Raw genomic sequence first — 16,998 nt, 5'->3', positions numbered from 1 at the left:
TATTCGTATACCAAATTTTTAAAAACATTAATATGATCAAAAAACAAAACAGCCTGTTTTATAAACAGATGCTGACAGGAAAAACAGTCTTGATGAGTATTCTTATGACTGCCACAATTTCATCATGTAGTAAAAACAATGAAGAAATTGTTTCCGAAGCACAAACCAATGCCCTCAACGCAGACAATGTAGAAAAAGGACAATTGAACGGCCAGGAAATTACCTATGAAAGAAAAAACGGAATGAATTTTTTCCAGGGAGATATTGTTCTTACCGACAAACAACTATCAGAAGGTAATGAAGTTAATAAAGGCGGTGCCAGTTATTCAAGATGGCCGAATGGGAAAATCTATTATACCATTGCCGGGAATATGGGTTCCATTAATGTTAACAAAATCAACTCCGCAATCAGCGAGTATAATAATAAAACCAATACTCAGTGGATCTACCGCACCAATCAGTCTAATTATGTGGAATTTATTTTCGGAAGTTCATCAGGATCTGATGGCTGGGCGCATATCGGATACCAGGGTGGAAAACAAACTATTTCTTTGGATCAGTATATTTCTGTAGGATCAGTTATCCATGAAATGGGGCATACGGTAGGACTTTATCATGAACATACGCGTAAAGACAGAGATCAATACGTAAAAATTCTGTGGAATAATATTCAAAACGGACAGTCTTATAATTTCAATATCTATAATTCCGGAACAGATATAGGCCCGTTTAATATTAATTCGGTGATGATGTATTGGCCGACCTCATATTCCAGAAACGGGCTGCCTACGATTACCAGAGCTGACAACAGCAATTTTACTTATACCAGAACCGGATTTACCACCGGAGATATCAATACCATCAATGCGATGTATCCTTAAATTTTTAAGAATCGTCTCTCCATAAAAAAAGAACTCTTACGAGTTCTTTTCTTTTTTATAATTATAATGATTAATTAAAATCCTGATTTCGTTAAATTCAAAATGGCTTGGCAATGCATTCTTCCACTCGGTTAATGTTTCATGTGGATTTTTATAGAATTCATCTTCAAAAGCTTTGATTTTATCTGAAGTAATGACTCTGGCGATGTCCAGCAATCCCTGCTCGGCAAATTTGGCAAGATGCCCAATAACTGTTTCTTTCACCAGCCCTCTTTCCAAGGCAATTTCACCGATCGTTTTTCCTTGCTCAAACAACTGGAAGGTTAAAACCTGGGACGGAACTTTAGCAATTTTCAGATTGATTTCCTTATCATTCTTTTCATCTAAAAGTTTCGTTTCAAGCAGGTGAATATCTCTCAGGCTGTTCAGATATTCTTCAATGTCTTCCAGCCAGCTTTTAAATTCTTCGTTGTATTGTTTCAATCCTTTTGCACCTTTTATCTCAGCATAAAACTCTTTCAAAGGATCGAATATTTTATTTCTGGTTTCTGTAAAAAAGAAATTAACCGCACCTTTTGATTTGCTTTCAATCTCGGACCATTCTTCTTTCTGTTCAATAAAATTATTGACTTTCTGGAAAATGATTCGTTCTAATTTTTCAAAAATTTTCCCCAGGTTGACCGCTTCATGTTTCAACTGAAGATAAAGCTGTTTGGTTTTAACGTGGTCTATATTTTTGGTGACAATGGAAAGGTTATTCCACTCCTCCACTTCTTTCAAAAACCATGTACAGTCTAACGTTCGCAATACTTTACTGATGCTGTAATCATATTTTTCCTGATTCAGGATCGCCTCCACATGATCATTGGCAATAGTATCGGTATGGAAATGAAGAATCCTGTTATCCTTGAAAATAACTTCGGGAGTAATTTTTGATTTTAAAACAATGCCCTCCAGAGTTCTGCAGCGGGATAAAGCCACATACACCTGACCGGCAGTAAAACTTTTCCCGGCATCAATAATCACTTTATCAAACGTTAATCCCTGGCTTTTGTGAATCGTAACCGCCCATGCTAATTTGATCGGAAACTGCTCGAAACTTCCCAACACTTCCTCTTTGATATTTTTATCCGTATCAAGGAAATATTTTTTCTGTTCCCAGGTTTCCCTTTTTACCACAATTTCTCTTTCACTTTCATCCAGAACAACACGGATTTCATTCTCATCCAACCCGATAATCTCACCCAGTTTTCCGTTAAAATATTTCTTTTCTCCGGAAATATCATTTCGGATAAACATGATCTGAGCTCCAATTTTCAGTTCCAGAAACTGGTCATTTGGAAATTGATTTTCTTTAAAGTCTCCTACCAGTTTAGCTTCATAAATCTGAGGATCTACTTTAATTTCTGCCAGTTTTTCCTGATTGATCTCGTCTGCCATTTTGTTGTGAGAACAAAGATATACATAAGACTCTTTTCCCATATCAAAGTCAGGATCATACCTTTCATTGAGATGATCAAAATCTATATTATCCACATCGCCGTCACGGATCGCATTCAGAATTTCCAGAAACTCTTCGTCAGATTGTCTGTATACCTTTGTCAGCTCAATGGTGACGATTGGAATTTCCTTAATGGCATGGCTGTCAAAAAAGAAAGGTGAGTTGTAATACATTTTGAGTATATGCTCATCCCTTACCACCGGAGGAAGTTGATACAAATCTCCGATAAAGAGCATCTGTACCCCTCCGAATCTCTGATTATTCCTTCTGATGAATCTCAAAGAAAAATCCATCATATCCAGAACATCAGCCCTCAGCATCGAAACCTCATCGATAATGATGATCTCAACCTCTCTCAGAAGTTTGAGTTTATCTTTACGGTATTTGAAATGAGGCATCAGATCGGCAATATTATTGGCCAAACTGGTATCTATCCTTTCTGTAGTAGGAAGAAAGGTTCTCAACGGCAGCCCAAACATGGAATGGATGGTTACTCCTCCAGCATTAATGGCAGCAATTCCCGTGGGAGCCACTACAATATGCTTTTTCTTGGTACGCCTTACAAAATCATTAAGAAATGTTGTCTTTCCTGTTCCGGCTTTCCCCGTTAAAAAAACACTTCTGTTCGTATACTCTATTAAGTCAAAAAAATGATTATTCATCTTCGTCAAAAATACGGAAATGAATTTGAATTTCTTACCTTGGCATAAGTTTTGAAAATTCTTAAAAAGAAAAAAGTTTATTGTGAAAAAATTATTCTTTCATATCCCGGCAATAGTATTGTGTACTACATTAACTTTAGTTTCGTGTAATACATCAAAGAATGCCAATACCAATCTTCCTGTTGATATTGCAGACAGACCTGCTGACGAAGACAGTCAGAAATATGAACAGGCACAGCTGGATAGATTAAAAGCTTCTATTGAATCTGAAGTATCAGGAGAAAAATGTACGGATGCCAGCGAATGGGCATTTGCTCCCATGGGATCAAAAGCCTGCGGCGGACCTCAGCAATACATTGCCTATCCTAAGAAAAAAGAAGAAGCTTTCTTACAAAGAGTGAATGAGTATACGGATAAAGTGAAAGCTTTTAATGAAAAGTATAATATTACGTCTGACTGTATGATGATCGAGCCACCTACATCACTCAAATGTATCAATGGTAAGATCAGACTTATCACGCCGGACAATAATTAACAATAAAGCAAAGGTTCTATATCAAATCGAAAAAGCTCTGTTTCAGAACAGAGCTTTTATATTTATTTTTAAATAGTTCAATGGTGAATTTTGCTTTGCAAGTGAATGGTGAATTTTTGCAGTACAAAATAATTGACAAGCGCAGCGGATTGACTATTCACTATTCACCTGACATCCTAAAATTGATGATCCTTCACATTCTCCTTATACCATGATGAATATTTCACATAGTTATCTGCAATTCTGTTCACTTCTCCTTCCAGTAACTGAGCATTGATATCTTTTATTTTTCTTGCAGGAACTCCTCCCCAGACTTCTCCGGATTTAATGTGCGTTCCCTGGGTCACTACAGAACCTGCTCCTACAATGGAGTTTTCTTCTACCAGACAATCATCCATCACAATAGCTCCCATTCCGATCAATACATTATCTTTAATGGTACATCCATGAACAATCGCGTTATGTCCGATGGAAACATTGTTCCCGATATTCAAAGGATATTTCTGATACGTACAGTGCAGCATTGCATTATCCTGAACATTTACCTTGTCTCCCATTTTGATGTAATGAACATCTCCTCTGATTACTGCATTATACCAGACACTACAGTCTTTTCCCATTGTGACATCGCCAATAATAGTTGCCGTTTCTGCTAAAAAAGTATTCTCTCCGATCTGTGGTGCTTTTCCTAAAAGCTGTTTTATTAGTGCCATAATATTAATTTGAAAATGTGAAAATGTGCCCAATTGGGAATTAAAATATACTATCATTTCTGATATCTAACTTCTAAATTATAGTGATAGCAAAAATCTAACTCTCAATTTTCAGCTTCTAACTTCTAATGCGTATTTTTGTATCTCAAATTTAACGAAAAAATGCGTACCGTACTTATAGAACCAACTGAAAACCCAAAAGTGATGAAATTTGTAGCAGATTACAATCTCATCCCGGGGTCTTTGGAACTGGACAGAAATTCAGATATTTCGGAAATTCCTCTGGCACAGGAACTTTTCAATTATCCGTTTGTGGAAAGAGTTTTCATTACCGCTAATTTTGTAGCTGTGGCAAAACAGGATACCATAGAATGGGAACATGTTGCTGAAAGTCTGAAAAATGTAATTGAGGATGAATTACTGGCCAACCCGAGAATTTATCTTCAGAAGAAAAAAGAAATGTATCAGATCTATGCTGAAATGACTCCGAATCCCAACGTAATGAAGTTTGTTTCAAGCAAACTGCTGATGGATGGTTTCGTGGAAGTAAAATCGAAAGAAGCGGCTGAAGAAGTTCCTTTAGCACAGGCTATCTTTAAAGAGTTTGATTTTGCAACGGAAGTTTTCATTTCAGACAACTTTGTAGCTGTTACGAGAGATAATTCTGTAGAATGGCACCAGGTGATGATGACTGTTCGTGCACTTATTGCCGAATATCTTCAGAACGGAGGTGAAATTTCAAAAATCGAACCTCAGAAACACGAAAACCCAGTTGAGAAAATTATCAACAGAGATTATACTGAAGATGAGCAGAAAATTTCTGACATTTTAAATGAATATGTAGCTCCTGCCGTAGAAAATGATGGTGGAAAAATTTCTCTGATGGAATATGATCAGGAAAGCAAAACAGCAAAAATGCTTCTACAGGGTGCATGCTCCGGTTGCCCAAGCTCTACTGCTACTTTGAAAAACGGAATTGAAAATATCTTAAAACAATTCGTTCCGGACCTGGTAGAAAGAGTGGAAGCCGTGAACGGATAAAACTGCCGAAATGCCTCCCGGAAAAAAAATTGTCGTGATTATTGGAAGTGCTTCGGCAAATTCCAGCAATCAGAAACTGATGGAACAGGTGCTGGAAAAAACAGACAACGCAAATACAGATTTTCAGTTGTATGCTGACCTTTCTGTTCTTCCGCATTTTGATACCGCATTAACTGATGATCATACTCCTGAAGAAGTTCTGAAGATCAGAGAGGATATTAACCGTTCAGCAGGGGTGATATTTTCTACACCGGAATATATTTTCAGTATTCCCGGAAGATTAAAAAATCTATTGGAGTGGTGTGTTTCCACAACGGTATTTTCTGAAAAACCTGTTGCTGTGATCACGGCTTCCGCCAGCGGAGAAAAAGGACACGAAGAGTTGTTGCTGATCTTAAAAACTCTTGGAGCCGCAACAGATGATAAACATCAGGTATTAATAAAAGGGATAAAAGGCAAATTTGAAAGCAATGGCTTACTGGAAAGTAATACCTTTGCCAAAGTATCAAAATTAGTAACAGATTTTATAAGTTCTGTTTCATAATTAAAATTTAGAATATTGAATAAGAAAGGAATTTTACTAGTCAACCTCGGATCACCGAGATCAACTTCTGTAAACGACGTAAAGGAATATCTTGATGAATTTCTGATGGATGAAAGGGTGATTGATTACCGTTGGATCTTTCGTGCACTTCTCGTACAGGGAATCATTCTGAAAACAAGACCTGCAAAATCTGCTGAAGCCTATAAAACAGTTTGGACAGATGAAGGTTCTCCACTGATTGTCATTACTGAACAGATTCAGAAAAAGCTTCAGAAAGTAGTAGACGTTCCTGTGGAAATCGGAATGAGATATGCACAACCAAGCATTGAAACCGGAATTCAGAAACTGGTTGATCAGGGAATCACTGAAATTGTTCTTTTTCCACTATATCCTCAATATGCGATGAGCACCACGGAAACGGTTATTGAAAAGGCCGAAGAGGTAAGAAAAAAGAAGTTTCCCGGTATAAAAATTAATTATATTCAGCCTTTTTATAACAGAGATATTTATATCAATTGTCTTGCAGAAAGTATTAAAGAGAAGCTTCCTGAAAATTTCGATGCATTGCAGTTTTCTTACCATGGTGTTCCGGAAAGACATATTTATAAAACAGATCCTACAAAGACCTGTAACCTTAATGACTGTTGTTCCAGAGATGATAATCCAAGTCATCAGTTCTGCTACCGTCACCAATGTTATAAAACAACGCAGCTTGTTATTGACAAACTGAATTTACCTAAAGAAAAAACGATTGTTTCTTTCCAGTCAAGATTAGGAAAAGATAAATGGATTGAGCCATATACCGACGAAACATTGGAAACAATTGGTAAAAAAGGGATCAAAAACCTGGCCATTGTATGTCCGGCTTTCGTTTCTGACTGTCTTGAAACCCTGGAAGAAATTTCTGTGGAAGGAAAAGAACAGTTCATGCATGGTGGTGGAGAAAATTTCCATTATATCCCATGTCTGAATGATGAAGACCGATGGATTGAAGTGGTAAAAACACTTTGTGAAGAAAAACTTAATGATTTCTATTTAGTATAATTTTTTTTGCTAAAAATATACAAAAGGCCACAAGAATTAACTTGCGGCCTTTTCATTGAATATATTAAAGATTTGATTTGGTTATTTTTTAATCAGGTTTCCTGCTTTTTCTCCGTTGACCAATACAATGTATACTCCCGGAAGAATATTAGAAGGAAGCTGAATGTTCAGTTTATTTGTCCCATCAGTAATTTCAACTTTTTCTGAAATTTCTTTTTTACCTGTAAGGCTTACCAGTTCTACAATTCCTTTTCCTGATTTTCCTTCAAAGTTGATGGTAAATCTGTCTGTTGCAGGATTCGGGCTTATCGTGTACAGTGCTGTATCTGCTGTTGCCATTTTTCCTGCCGGAGAAGTTCCACCTCCTACACCTACAGCATTCCATGCATTTTTAACCTGAGTCACTTCATTGCTGGTTGCTCCGTATAAATCAGTAGCTGCCTGAATAGAATAGGTTCTTGCATTGGCATATGTTGAAGAAGAGGTCAGATAAGTTGTCAATGTTCTGTATGCAATGGCTCCAGCCTTATCAAGTCCTATTGCGGAAACATTGTAAGCAAAACCTTTGTCATTCGTACCGGAACCTCCTGTTACTAACAGATAATACCAGAAGTTAAGTACACCTGAATTGGTATGAACCCCACAATAATCATTAGACTGGCTTGGAGTAACGCAACCTGAAGTGGTGGTAGTTTTCCAGTAGGTTCCCATATAGGTATCCGGCTGGCTGTATGCGTTAGGGTTAGCCATATTCCTGATTACATAATTGAAATCTTCTCCCAGTGTCCAGCTTGCCTGTGTAGGTCTTGCCCAACGTTCAATGGTGTTTCCAAATATATCTGAGAAGCCTTCATTTAATGCTCCTGATTCTCTTTGATACGCAAGGTTAGCTGTTTTGGATGTTAATCCATGCGTAATTTCATGGCCGCAAACATCAAGTGCTGTTAATGGTTTTCCTCCGTTTGTAGTGGAACTACCATCTCCATAGGTCATTCTGGAACCATCCCAAAATGCATTAAAATAGTTGGTAGAATAGTGAACATAGGATTTAATAGCAAAGTTATTATTATCAATACTCTTACGTCCGTATTTTGTATAGAAGTAATCCACTGTCATTTCTGCTCCCCAATGGGCATCTGTAGCATATTGATCTTTATTGGTATTGACATTATTCCAGTTGTTGTCCGTATCTGTAAAGTCTACTGCAGAAGCATAGCTTGTTCCTTTTTTCAGGTTATAAGTTTCTACTGAAGTTCCTCCGTTTCTTCCTGTTTCTCTTAATCTGTAGCTTCCGTTATAAGAGTCTGTAGTGATGCTGCGGGTTCCGCTATATCCTGTAACGGCTGTTCCCGGTGTGTTTACTTCGTGAATAATGGCATCTACTCCCAGCACTTTTCCATTTTTAGCATCTACAAAAACATATTGTCTGCTTAATGGTTTTTCTGCATAGATATCGAATTTATAGGCTAGCCTTAAATCATTCAGCTTGTCATCATCAGGATTTGAATAATAAACCAATTCACCTTTTGGAGCATAGCTTGCATTGGGATCACCGGTTTCTTTTTTAAGAAAATCTTCTTCTTCTTTATTTTTCCATTTATAGGATTCTGCTCCTACAAATGACAAAGCGCTCTGTAAAGCAGCATTTTCAGCAAGACTGGCTGTTTTATCAAGTCCTTTCGGAACTTTAATAACCCATTTTCCTGATTGTCCTACAATTTTACCGTCTTTTGTCTGTACCGCCATCATTCCGTATTCTACAGGAATATCATTAACGGTCTGTTGAAATCTTTGAGTTTCAAAACCTAATGCATCTTTTTCTAACCCTAGTTTACGAGCATGCCCCGGAGAAAGCCTCTGAGAAGCTTCGTCAAATAAAACAGGGGCTCCCTGATAGGAAGGGGCATTTTTTTCAAATCTCATAAATTCAGCATGTAATCCGCTTTTTCCCGGAACTAATTTTGATGGTGTGTTTTGCCCAAAGACAAAAGAGCATGCAGCAACGCTTGCTACTAAGATAAATTTCGTTTTCATATTAATATTGGTTGATTGTGGTGACGAATTTATAAACTTTTCACAATAAAACAACAAAAACAATGAATAAAATTCAATTGATATTATAAATCAATAAATAAAACATAATAATGATTTTAAAACAAAGAAAATTATTTAAATATATTTTTTTTGCAATATGAATTTTATGTTAAAAAATTTAACTAAAATCAAATTTTTGTGAATTATTATTTTTCACTATGCAGTGCATTATAATGTAAAAAATTAATCCTAATCTACGGTCTGGAGGATAAATTCTATTCAATAGAATCAAAAAAAAGGAACCATCTTAACAGACAGTCCCATTTTATATGATATTTTTATCGTATTACTACCTACCTCTTGTTGGCAATTGGTGTTCTGAATTCTCCATATCCCATTAACCCATCATAATTTCTTCCAAATGGTGCATAATAAAGAAATGCCTGATAGAGATTTTCTGTCTGCCAGAAGTTACCGTTTATTTCTCCAAAGTTCAGAGAGCCATTCCCTTCTTTTGTTGCCAATACATAGTTATAAAAACCTTGTTTCAGGAATATTTTCGCGACATACTGTTTGGTGGACGCGTCATATTGCATCTGATTTTCCTTGCTGGGTTTAAAATTATTAAATCCTCCCAGTACATAAATTTCTTTATCCACAGGATCGGAATCCAGGTAGAAATGTACCCATGAATAATCAGCTTCTCTTTCTGCATCTCTCTCTCTTCCCAAGTCGTTCCTTCTGTAGTACCAGGCTCCATTCACATCCGGCTGATACTGATAATTTAAAGGGAACGCCCATACCGGATGAAGATACGTCTGGTTCACATCATCTTTTATTTCGGTAGCACGCACCATATCTGCGGCCATATTCATATTTTTATTATCAAAATAATAAAACTCATTATCCCCAGGAAAAACAAGATTCATCTGCTGGAACAAAACCTGATTTCCTAAAACACTGCTCGGTTTAAGATTGGATATCACCATATTCGGGTTGTTATTCTGCATCACATTCATCGTGATTGAATTGACGTTGGAAGAAATATCTCCGCCTTTCGGAGAAACATTCACTTCTACCCTCTGGTTAACGTTGGGATTTTTCGCATCTGCAAATCTTGAAATATTTAACCCCACAGACGTTACATCTTCTACCAGATAAAATCTCTTTTTGAACAGAGGCTGGTCTGCCGAATCTTTGTAGACAATCAGTTCATAATTCCCTGAGACTTTCAGCTGGATTTTATCATTCGGGAAAACAAGTTTATAGTGGGTATAAGCCTGTAATGTATTGAAAGAATACTGAAACTGATCCAGCAGTGCATTCATACTTCCGGTAGCAAATTCTGTAAAAAACAGATTATCTTCATTCCAGTTTCTGTCGTAATGTTTGAAGGTATACCTATAGATCTGACTGCCGTTTGTAAGATCATCAAAGCCTAAAACCAATTGTTCACCAATTTTAATGACAGGGGTTTCATCATTGGTCTGAGGGTTGAACAGCTGAATACTTTGGATATTTTGTCCAAAAACCAGTCCGCCCAAAGAAAGTAAGAGTATTCGCAAAGTTTTCATTATGACGAAGATAACGAAAAATAGCCATTTTCTTAATAATATCGTATTTTTGAATAAAAAATATTCAGATATGCTTCAGATTCAAGGTTTCGTATTCAACTTTGCGAGTGAAAATACTTACATCGTCTATAACGAAAATAAAAATGCCTGGTTAATCGATCCGGGAAATATGAATGCTCAGGAGACTCAGGCTATAGATAATTTTATTACTGAAAAAGGACTGAAGATTCAGAAAATTCTTTTAACCCATGCTCATATTGATCATGTTTTGGGCCTTCAGTGGGCTTTTGACAAATTCAATGTTCCTGTGAATATGCATCAGGAAGACCAGGAAGTTCTGGATATGCTTCAGGCGAGCGGGATGAGATTCGGAATGCAGATCAATCCGGTAAAAGTGGATGTAGAATATATAAAGGAAGGTGATGAACTTGATCTGGATGGAGAAAAATTCAAAATATATCATGTTCCGGGACATTCTCCAGGAAGTGTTGTCTATCATAACGAAGCACAAAAATTCATGATTTCCGGTGATGTTCTTTTTGAAGGAAGTATCGGAAGAACAGATCTGTATAAAGGAAATTATGATCAGCTGATTGAAGGAATTAAATCAAAACTTTTCATTCTGGATAATGATACCCAGGTTTTCTCAGGACATGGAAATCCTACATCTATTGGTTTTGAGAAACAGTATAATCCTTTTTTGAAGTAAACAATCTATTTAAACCTCATGCAGATAATGCAGATTCCTTCGAGATGAAATGATTTAAGTTTATTAAAAAATACTCATATAGCTAATCATTAAGAAGGATTTAAGTAATAAAGAATAGTTAAGATGAATCATTCTGATTTTTAAGCATAAAGCGCTGCTTATCTTAATACTCTCAAATGCTTAATGATAAACCTTTTTGTTTCAAAAAATAAAATTTAATCTTCATTAACAGGTCGCTCCTACGGAGCTTTATTTTACGGTGATCTTATTATTTTTCTATTAACAGTTGATCACGATGGGATCAAATCCAGCTCCAGTAGGAGCTAACTGTTAATAGACGTATATGTTTTAACATTAGAGCTCCGGAGGAGCGACCTGTTAATCCATGCCATAAATATTGATATTTCCAATGTATTTAGACTTTTTATCGGACAGTAATGATAAAAAATACAAAACCGTCAGAAATTCTGACGGTTTTGCTGTTATAAAGAAATAGAATTTAGAAATCCAATGTGATTGATGCTCTGGCAGCAGCTCCCATAATAGGTCTGGCCATGATGATTCCGTCTCCATTAGGCGATCCTGCTCTTGGATCTCCTTCTGTAATCCCGATGGTGTTAAAGATATTGGTACCGTCAACGGCAAAGCGTATTCTTCCTAACTGGTAAGACATTCCCGCTCCAAATTCTGTGAAAGAAGGCAAAGTTTGTACATTCTTCTCATCCTGGAAGCGTTTTCCATAATAATTCATACTTACATAGGCTCTCCATAATTTGGTAATATTCACAGCCGGTGAAATATTGAAGAAAAATTTAGGCATCCTTCTTACTACATTTCCTTCAAGAACACTTCCGGCCTCAAGGTTTTTATATTTTGGACTCTGAATGGTTCCGTTGAATGTTACTTCTACAATATTATTGAATAAACGGGCGAAACCTTCCACTTCAACTCCATAGTTTTGTGTATTGGCAAAGGTATTTTCGGATTTTCCATCAGAGAAAACATCCGTAAATGACAGGTTCTTCAAGGTAGAATAGAACGGAATCACTGCTATATCAAAAGTACGCGAGTAATATTTATACCCAACCTCCAATTGGTTTGTGGTCACTGATTTTAAAGGTTTATCAGGAGTTGGATTGGAGAAATAATTGTAGTACGCTTCTTCATTCGGAGATCTGAAACCATTGGAGAAACGGGCGTATACTGCATTTTCTCTATTGATTTTATAATTCGCTGCTAATGTAAAAGATACTTTATCCACATTATAGTTCCAGTAGGTATATTTATTTCCCAATACACTCATATTATCATCAGCAGTAGTCGTGCTGAAACCATGAGTTCCATCAATGGTTAACCCTGAATTATTTAAATTCGCACTTGTTGTATTGGCAAAATTTCCTTTGTAATAATCGTGGCTGTAACGAAGACCTCCGTTTACACTTAAGGCATCGGTAATATTATAATCCAGGTTTATATACAGATCATTCAAACTTCCCTGAGTCTGAGTTCTTCTTTGTAAAAATGTCATATCCATAACACCATTGTAGGTTTTAGAATATCCATCATCAGACGGACTCATAGACGGGTTTACCAGATTTAAAAGTTCAGGTCTGTCTGTAGCAGTTGCCAGAACATTACTCCAGTTCCAGTATTGCTGAGATTTCCAGTTGGATTTATAAAAACCAGCCGTAACATTTCCTTTGTCAAATTTATAACTGAATTGTAAATCATTCACAAAATTATTCATCTGTTTGTCGATTGCCCAGAATCCTAATTTTTGTACATACTCAGGATTAACAACAGCTCCGTTGCTTACGAGAGAATACTGATAATTGCTCATACCAAGCCCACCATCTTTCACGGCATCAGTAGCATATTTAGAAGCTAGCTTTGGACCTCCTGCCGGAAAAATCCCGGTATAATTCATATTGATATTGGTGTATCTCGTTTTGTTTAAAACACTGAAATTATTTCCAAGATCATATTTAAACTCTGCACCCAATGCATCTACTTTCGGATGGATCCCATCTTCAAGATTTCTGTTGAAAAATCCACCTCCGGCCTGTGGAATATTCAGCTGGCTGATGGCTCTGTAACTATATGTTCCGTAATTAGGATCAAATCCCTGGAATCCTTTCAGTTTATTTCCGTTCTGGATTAAAGGAATCGGAAGGAAGAATGTATTTCTGTCATCCAGTTTTTTGTAATATACTTTTACATAGCCTTTATCAAAGACATATTTCAGATTCATTCTGATTTGCCCCCCATTATTGGCTTTGAAACCTGTTTTTCTGATTCCGTCATCTGTTCTGTAAAAACCACCGACATTAAAAAACAATTTATCCTGAACCAAAGCGCCTCCTACATTCACATCGGTACGCATCAATCCGTAGGTACTGGTTTCAAGTTTCGCCGTACCTCTGAAATCATTGGTTCCTTCTCTGGTAATAAAGTTGATCAGACCTCCAGGTGAATTGGTTGCAAAAATAGAACCTGAACCTCCTCTCAAAGCTTCCATGCGGTTGACAGAATTGTCTACACGGAAAAAATTATCTGCATTGGCAAACTGAAGCGCTCCATCTTCAAAAACGGGAAGACCGTCTTCCTGTACCTGTACAAATTCATAAGCTCCAGCAGAAGGAATCCCTCTTGCAAAAAGGTTGTTTCCTACCTCACCTCCTGAAGTTTCCACAGCAAATCCCGGAACTCGCTGTAGTAAAGCCGCAGCACTGATCGGGTTCTGTTTCTGAATTTCTTTGGAACTAAATGTGGAAATTGCTGTACTGGATTCTATTTTTTTCTTTGGATTTGAGTTTCCTGTGATGACAATCTGATCGATGGAAGAAACTTTTGCAGAATCCTGCGGTGTTTCCTGGGCATAAGCATTATTAAAGTATAACGTAGCTGTTGCGGCGATTAAAAAGATCGATTTTTTTTTCATAGCCTTATTTTTTATTGTTAGTTTCAGTTCTGTTGTAATTGCAAATACACTCCATTGGTCCAACCGAATCCGTCCTGATTAGGGTATTCCCCTCCGCCTGCTATTGTTTCTGTGTCTAATGCATTGTATTTTTCCATCAGCTTTCCGGTGTTTTTGTAGACCCTTTCTACATTGGAACACCAGTTGTTTTTAATTTTTTCTGCCAGCTCATCAAAGCCGTAATTTTTCATTGCTTTAAATCCTAACCATTGATAAGGAGCCCACGCATTGGGAAGATCCCACTGCTGACCCGAGTTTTTAGTTGTGGTAACAAGACCACCCTGGTAAAGAAACTTTTCAGCAACAGCTTTAGCAACAGCCTCAGCCTGCTCCTGATTTGCAATACCCAGAAATAAAGGGTAAAGAGCAGCAATATGTTCAGACGGTGTTTTTGTGTTTTTTTTTGTGTGATAATCTTTATAATTGTTAGTATTTCCATCCCAGAAATAGTTATTGATCATCTGTCTTCGGCTTGCTGCTCTTTCTGAAAAATAATTTTCTTTTTCACTCAGATTCTGAAGCGCTGAAGATTTTGCCAAAGTCATTTCCAAATGCCATAAAAGGCAGTTCAGATCAACCTGTGCAAGGTTCAGCGTTTCTATCGTCTGTATATTTTCTCCGTCTGCAAACCATCGGCTGGAAAAATCCCAACCCGATTCACAGGCGCTTCTTATATTTCTGTAAAATTCATCACCTGAAGCTTTCTCATGATCTTCAATATCGATCAGATAACTTTCGGGCCGCGGTGTATTTTCTGCATCGTAATAACGGTTCAGGATATCTCCCTCTATTGTTTTTACCACTCTTTTTACACTGGACCCGTTTTCAAGTCCTTCTTCCCCATTCATCCAGAAAGCATATTCTTTCTCCAGTGTTTCGTGGTATTTCACATAAATCTCCTTGTCTCCTGTCGTTTCGAAAAGAAGATCCAGCATTAATGAAAAGTAAGGAGGCTGCGATCTGCTCAGGAAGTGAGTTCTGCTTGCATTCGGAACAAATCCTATATTTTGGATCAGATAAGAACAGTTTTCAATAATGTTCTCCATCATTTCTACTCTTCCCGAAACCTGTAATCCTAGCATGATAAAATAACTGTCCCAATAGAAAAATTCATTGAAACGACCACCCGGAACTATATAAGGCTTTGGCAATTTTAAAAGGGTCCCTTTTTCTTCATACGCTGTACGGGTGAGTTCATCCCACAACTTTTCGATATGTTCACCAATTGGGAGCTGATCTTGTCTCTGAACAGAAACTCTTGCTCCTAAAAAGTCAAAATGAGTCATCACAAAATCTTTCAGATCAAAACCTTCCGTATTTTTGGATTGTTCATAATCCTCATTGATCTTTGCAATGGGAAAAAGAGGAACTGCATCCGTCATCATTTTCTGATCCTCAAAAATTTCAGATCTCTGTACATTATCAAACAGACTTTGAATTTCGTTTATATAAAGCTGATTACTCATTGTTATTTTTTAGGATTAATTTTTAATTTATTCATGAACACTGCCGAAGTTATCAGTAATGAAAGCGGAATCAGGGAAAGGTAAAATGCCCGCTGCCCGCTGAACTCCTGAAATACAAAACCGGTAATGATAGAACCTATCGTTCCCCCGATTGCTGAGAAAACAACGATCAATCCTGACATCGCACTGTGCAGATATTTAGGGATTGATGCCAGAATCACAGAATTAATACTTGGATAAATTGGTGCCAGCAAACCTCCCATCAAAGGAAATAAATACACGACCAAAGGAGCATTCAACCAGTTTGTATTTGTATCAATATGAATATTATGGGTCAAGGGCAAAACCAGCAATAAACTGATAGCAAAACCTACCACACAGAAAGAAACTACATAGATCCAGCTGAATTTTTTAGAGAAGAATCCCGATAAAAATCTTCCCAAAGCAAAAGCTCCCGCTAAAACCGCTCCCGCCTGAATACTCATAGAGGTAGGCACTTTTAAAATCTCTTTATAAAATGTGGGCGTCCACGTTTGAAAGCTCTGCTCTACCAATACAAAAAGGAAAGCGCATAATAAAAAACATAATACTTTTTTATAGCTGAATAAGCTTACACTATTTTTTAAATCTCCCAAGAGATCTGTTTTATCACTTTTAGCTTCCTGTTCGTTCAGTTTTGAAAAGAATAAAAATAAAAAAGACAAACTTGAAAGTCCTCCCAGCACCCAATACACATTCAGCCATTCAGTAGATTTCGGATTATGATCATCTATATATAAACTGAATAAAACATTTCCAGCCAGTACTCCGATCATGAAAAACCCTTCCAGAAATCCCATAAAACTGGAATGTTCTTTATCTGTTTCCGTTACCAACCCAATAGAAGTAAAAACCGATATTTTGATTAATGCAAATGAAACTCCTACGGTTGCAAATAATAATTTAAATACCCAGAAGTCATTGGTAAAAGGCATTACAAAACACATGCAGCTTACCAGCAATAAAGCAATCAGCATTGATTTTTTGATTCCTATCTTCGGAAGAAATGAAGCCAGAATGAAAGAACATATGGCGATTGGAAGATCTTTGAAGCCTTCCAGAACGCTTGCCGAAGATTTTGAAATCCCAAAATTCTGCTGTACCTGTAGAATGACTGTTCCTACAGAATTCAGAAGAATGGCGAAGACAAAATAGTTTAAAAATAAAACGGCCTTGATGTTAAGATTTTTCATTCAGGTGATTTCTTGTTGGCTAAGATAGAAGCATTTCTGTTAACGATAATTTAACACAGTAAATCAATATTTGAACTATATT

13 protein-coding genes are annotated in these 16,998 nt (G+C 36.9%); 6 read left to right on the top strand and 7 right to left on the bottom strand.

Going from position 1 to position 16,998, the window contains the following annotated elements:
* Positions 1-32 precede the first annotated feature (32 nt).
* Positions 33-881, top strand: coding sequence for a M12 family metallopeptidase (locus ACLI50_RS07350; RefSeq protein ID WP_411413487.1), 849 nt, complete (start codon positions 33-35; stop codon positions 879-881).
* 36 nt (positions 882-917) lie between these two features.
* Here ACLI50_RS07350 and ACLI50_RS07345 read toward each other — a convergent pair whose 3' ends face one another.
* On the bottom strand, positions 918-3,044 hold the full coding sequence (locus ACLI50_RS07345) for a helix-turn-helix domain-containing protein (protein ID WP_411413486.1): 2,127 nt from the start codon (positions 3,042-3,044) through the stop codon (positions 918-920).
* 82 nt (positions 3,045-3,126) lie between these two features.
* On the opposite strand from ACLI50_RS07345, the gene ACLI50_RS07340 reads away from it, so the two are divergent.
* Positions 3,127-3,579: a hypothetical protein gene (locus tag ACLI50_RS07340; RefSeq protein WP_202841242.1), complete on the top strand. Its 453-nt coding sequence runs from the start codon at positions 3,127-3,129 to the stop codon at positions 3,577-3,579.
* A 176-nt stretch (positions 3,580-3,755) separates the two neighbouring features.
* On the opposite strand, the gene ACLI50_RS07335 is transcribed toward ACLI50_RS07340, so the two are convergent.
* Positions 3,756-4,292, bottom strand: a complete 537-nt coding sequence (locus ACLI50_RS07335) for a gamma carbonic anhydrase family protein (protein ID WP_034694954.1) — start codon at positions 4,290-4,292, stop codon at positions 3,756-3,758.
* 162 nt (positions 4,293-4,454) lie between these two features.
* On the opposite strand from ACLI50_RS07335, the gene ACLI50_RS07330 reads away from it, so the two are divergent.
* The 3 genes from ACLI50_RS07330 to hemH are packed head-to-tail and all read left to right on the top strand — an operon-like array spanning position 4,455 to position 6,921.
* Positions 4,455-5,333: a NifU family protein gene (locus ACLI50_RS07330; protein WP_411413485.1), complete on the top strand. Its 879-nt coding sequence runs from the start codon at positions 4,455-4,457 to the stop codon at positions 5,331-5,333.
* A 10-nt stretch (positions 5,334-5,343) separates the two neighbouring features.
* Entirely contained in the window at positions 5,344-5,877 is a 534-nt protein-coding gene (locus tag ACLI50_RS07325; RefSeq protein WP_411413484.1) for an NADPH-dependent FMN reductase, read from the top strand.
* A gap of 15 nt (positions 5,878-5,892) precedes the next feature.
* On the top strand, positions 5,893-6,921 hold the full coding sequence (gene hemH / locus ACLI50_RS07320) for a ferrochelatase (RefSeq protein ID WP_411413483.1): 1,029 nt from the start codon (positions 5,893-5,895) through the stop codon (positions 6,919-6,921).
* Positions 6,922-7,002: 81 nt separating this feature from the next.
* On the opposite strand, the gene ACLI50_RS07315 is transcribed toward hemH, so the two are convergent.
* Both ACLI50_RS07315 and ACLI50_RS07310 read right to left on the bottom strand, forming a co-directional pair.
* Positions 7,003-8,955: a M4 family metallopeptidase gene (locus ACLI50_RS07315; protein WP_411413482.1), complete on the bottom strand. Its 1,953-nt coding sequence runs from the start codon at positions 8,953-8,955 to the stop codon at positions 7,003-7,005.
* A 353-nt stretch (positions 8,956-9,308) separates the two neighbouring features.
* A complete protein-coding gene (locus ACLI50_RS07310) occupies positions 9,309-10,529 on the bottom strand; it encodes a type IX secretion system plug protein (protein ID WP_343643344.1) in 1,221 nt (406 codons plus the stop codon).
* Positions 10,530-10,599: 70 nt separating this feature from the next.
* Here ACLI50_RS07310 and ACLI50_RS07305 point away from each other — a divergent pair, with 70 nt between their 5' ends.
* On the top strand, positions 10,600-11,238 hold the full coding sequence (locus tag ACLI50_RS07305) for an MBL fold metallo-hydrolase (protein ID WP_202841251.1): 639 nt from the start codon (positions 10,600-10,602) through the stop codon (positions 11,236-11,238).
* A gap of 499 nt (positions 11,239-11,737) precedes the next feature.
* Here the strand turns inward: ACLI50_RS07305 and ACLI50_RS07300 are convergent, their stop codons facing one another.
* Genes ACLI50_RS07300 through ACLI50_RS07290 form a run of 3 tightly spaced genes read right to left on the bottom strand, consistent with a single transcriptional unit; the run spans position 11,738 to position 16,916 of the window.
* Complete coding sequence (locus ACLI50_RS07300) at positions 11,738-14,179, bottom strand: TonB-dependent receptor (protein ID WP_411413481.1); 2,442 nt, start codon at positions 14,177-14,179, stop codon at positions 11,738-11,740.
* Positions 14,180-14,202: 23 nt separating this feature from the next.
* On the bottom strand, positions 14,203-15,684 hold the full coding sequence (locus tag ACLI50_RS07295; protein ID WP_411413480.1) for a trehalase family glycosidase: 1,482 nt from the start codon (positions 15,682-15,684) through the stop codon (positions 14,203-14,205).
* A 2-nt stretch (positions 15,685-15,686) separates the two neighbouring features.
* Entirely contained in the window at positions 15,687-16,916 is a 1,230-nt protein-coding gene (locus ACLI50_RS07290) for an MFS transporter (RefSeq protein ID WP_062676222.1), read from the bottom strand.
* Positions 16,917-16,998: the final 82 nt, after the last annotated feature.

This window comes from Chryseobacterium cupriresistens, assembly GCF_046614675.1.
Classification (GTDB): Bacteria; Bacteroidota; Bacteroidia; order Flavobacteriales; family Weeksellaceae; genus Chryseobacterium; species Chryseobacterium cupriresistens.
Note: the sequence above shows the minus strand (reverse complement) of the source record. Positions and strands in the feature narration are given on the sequence as shown.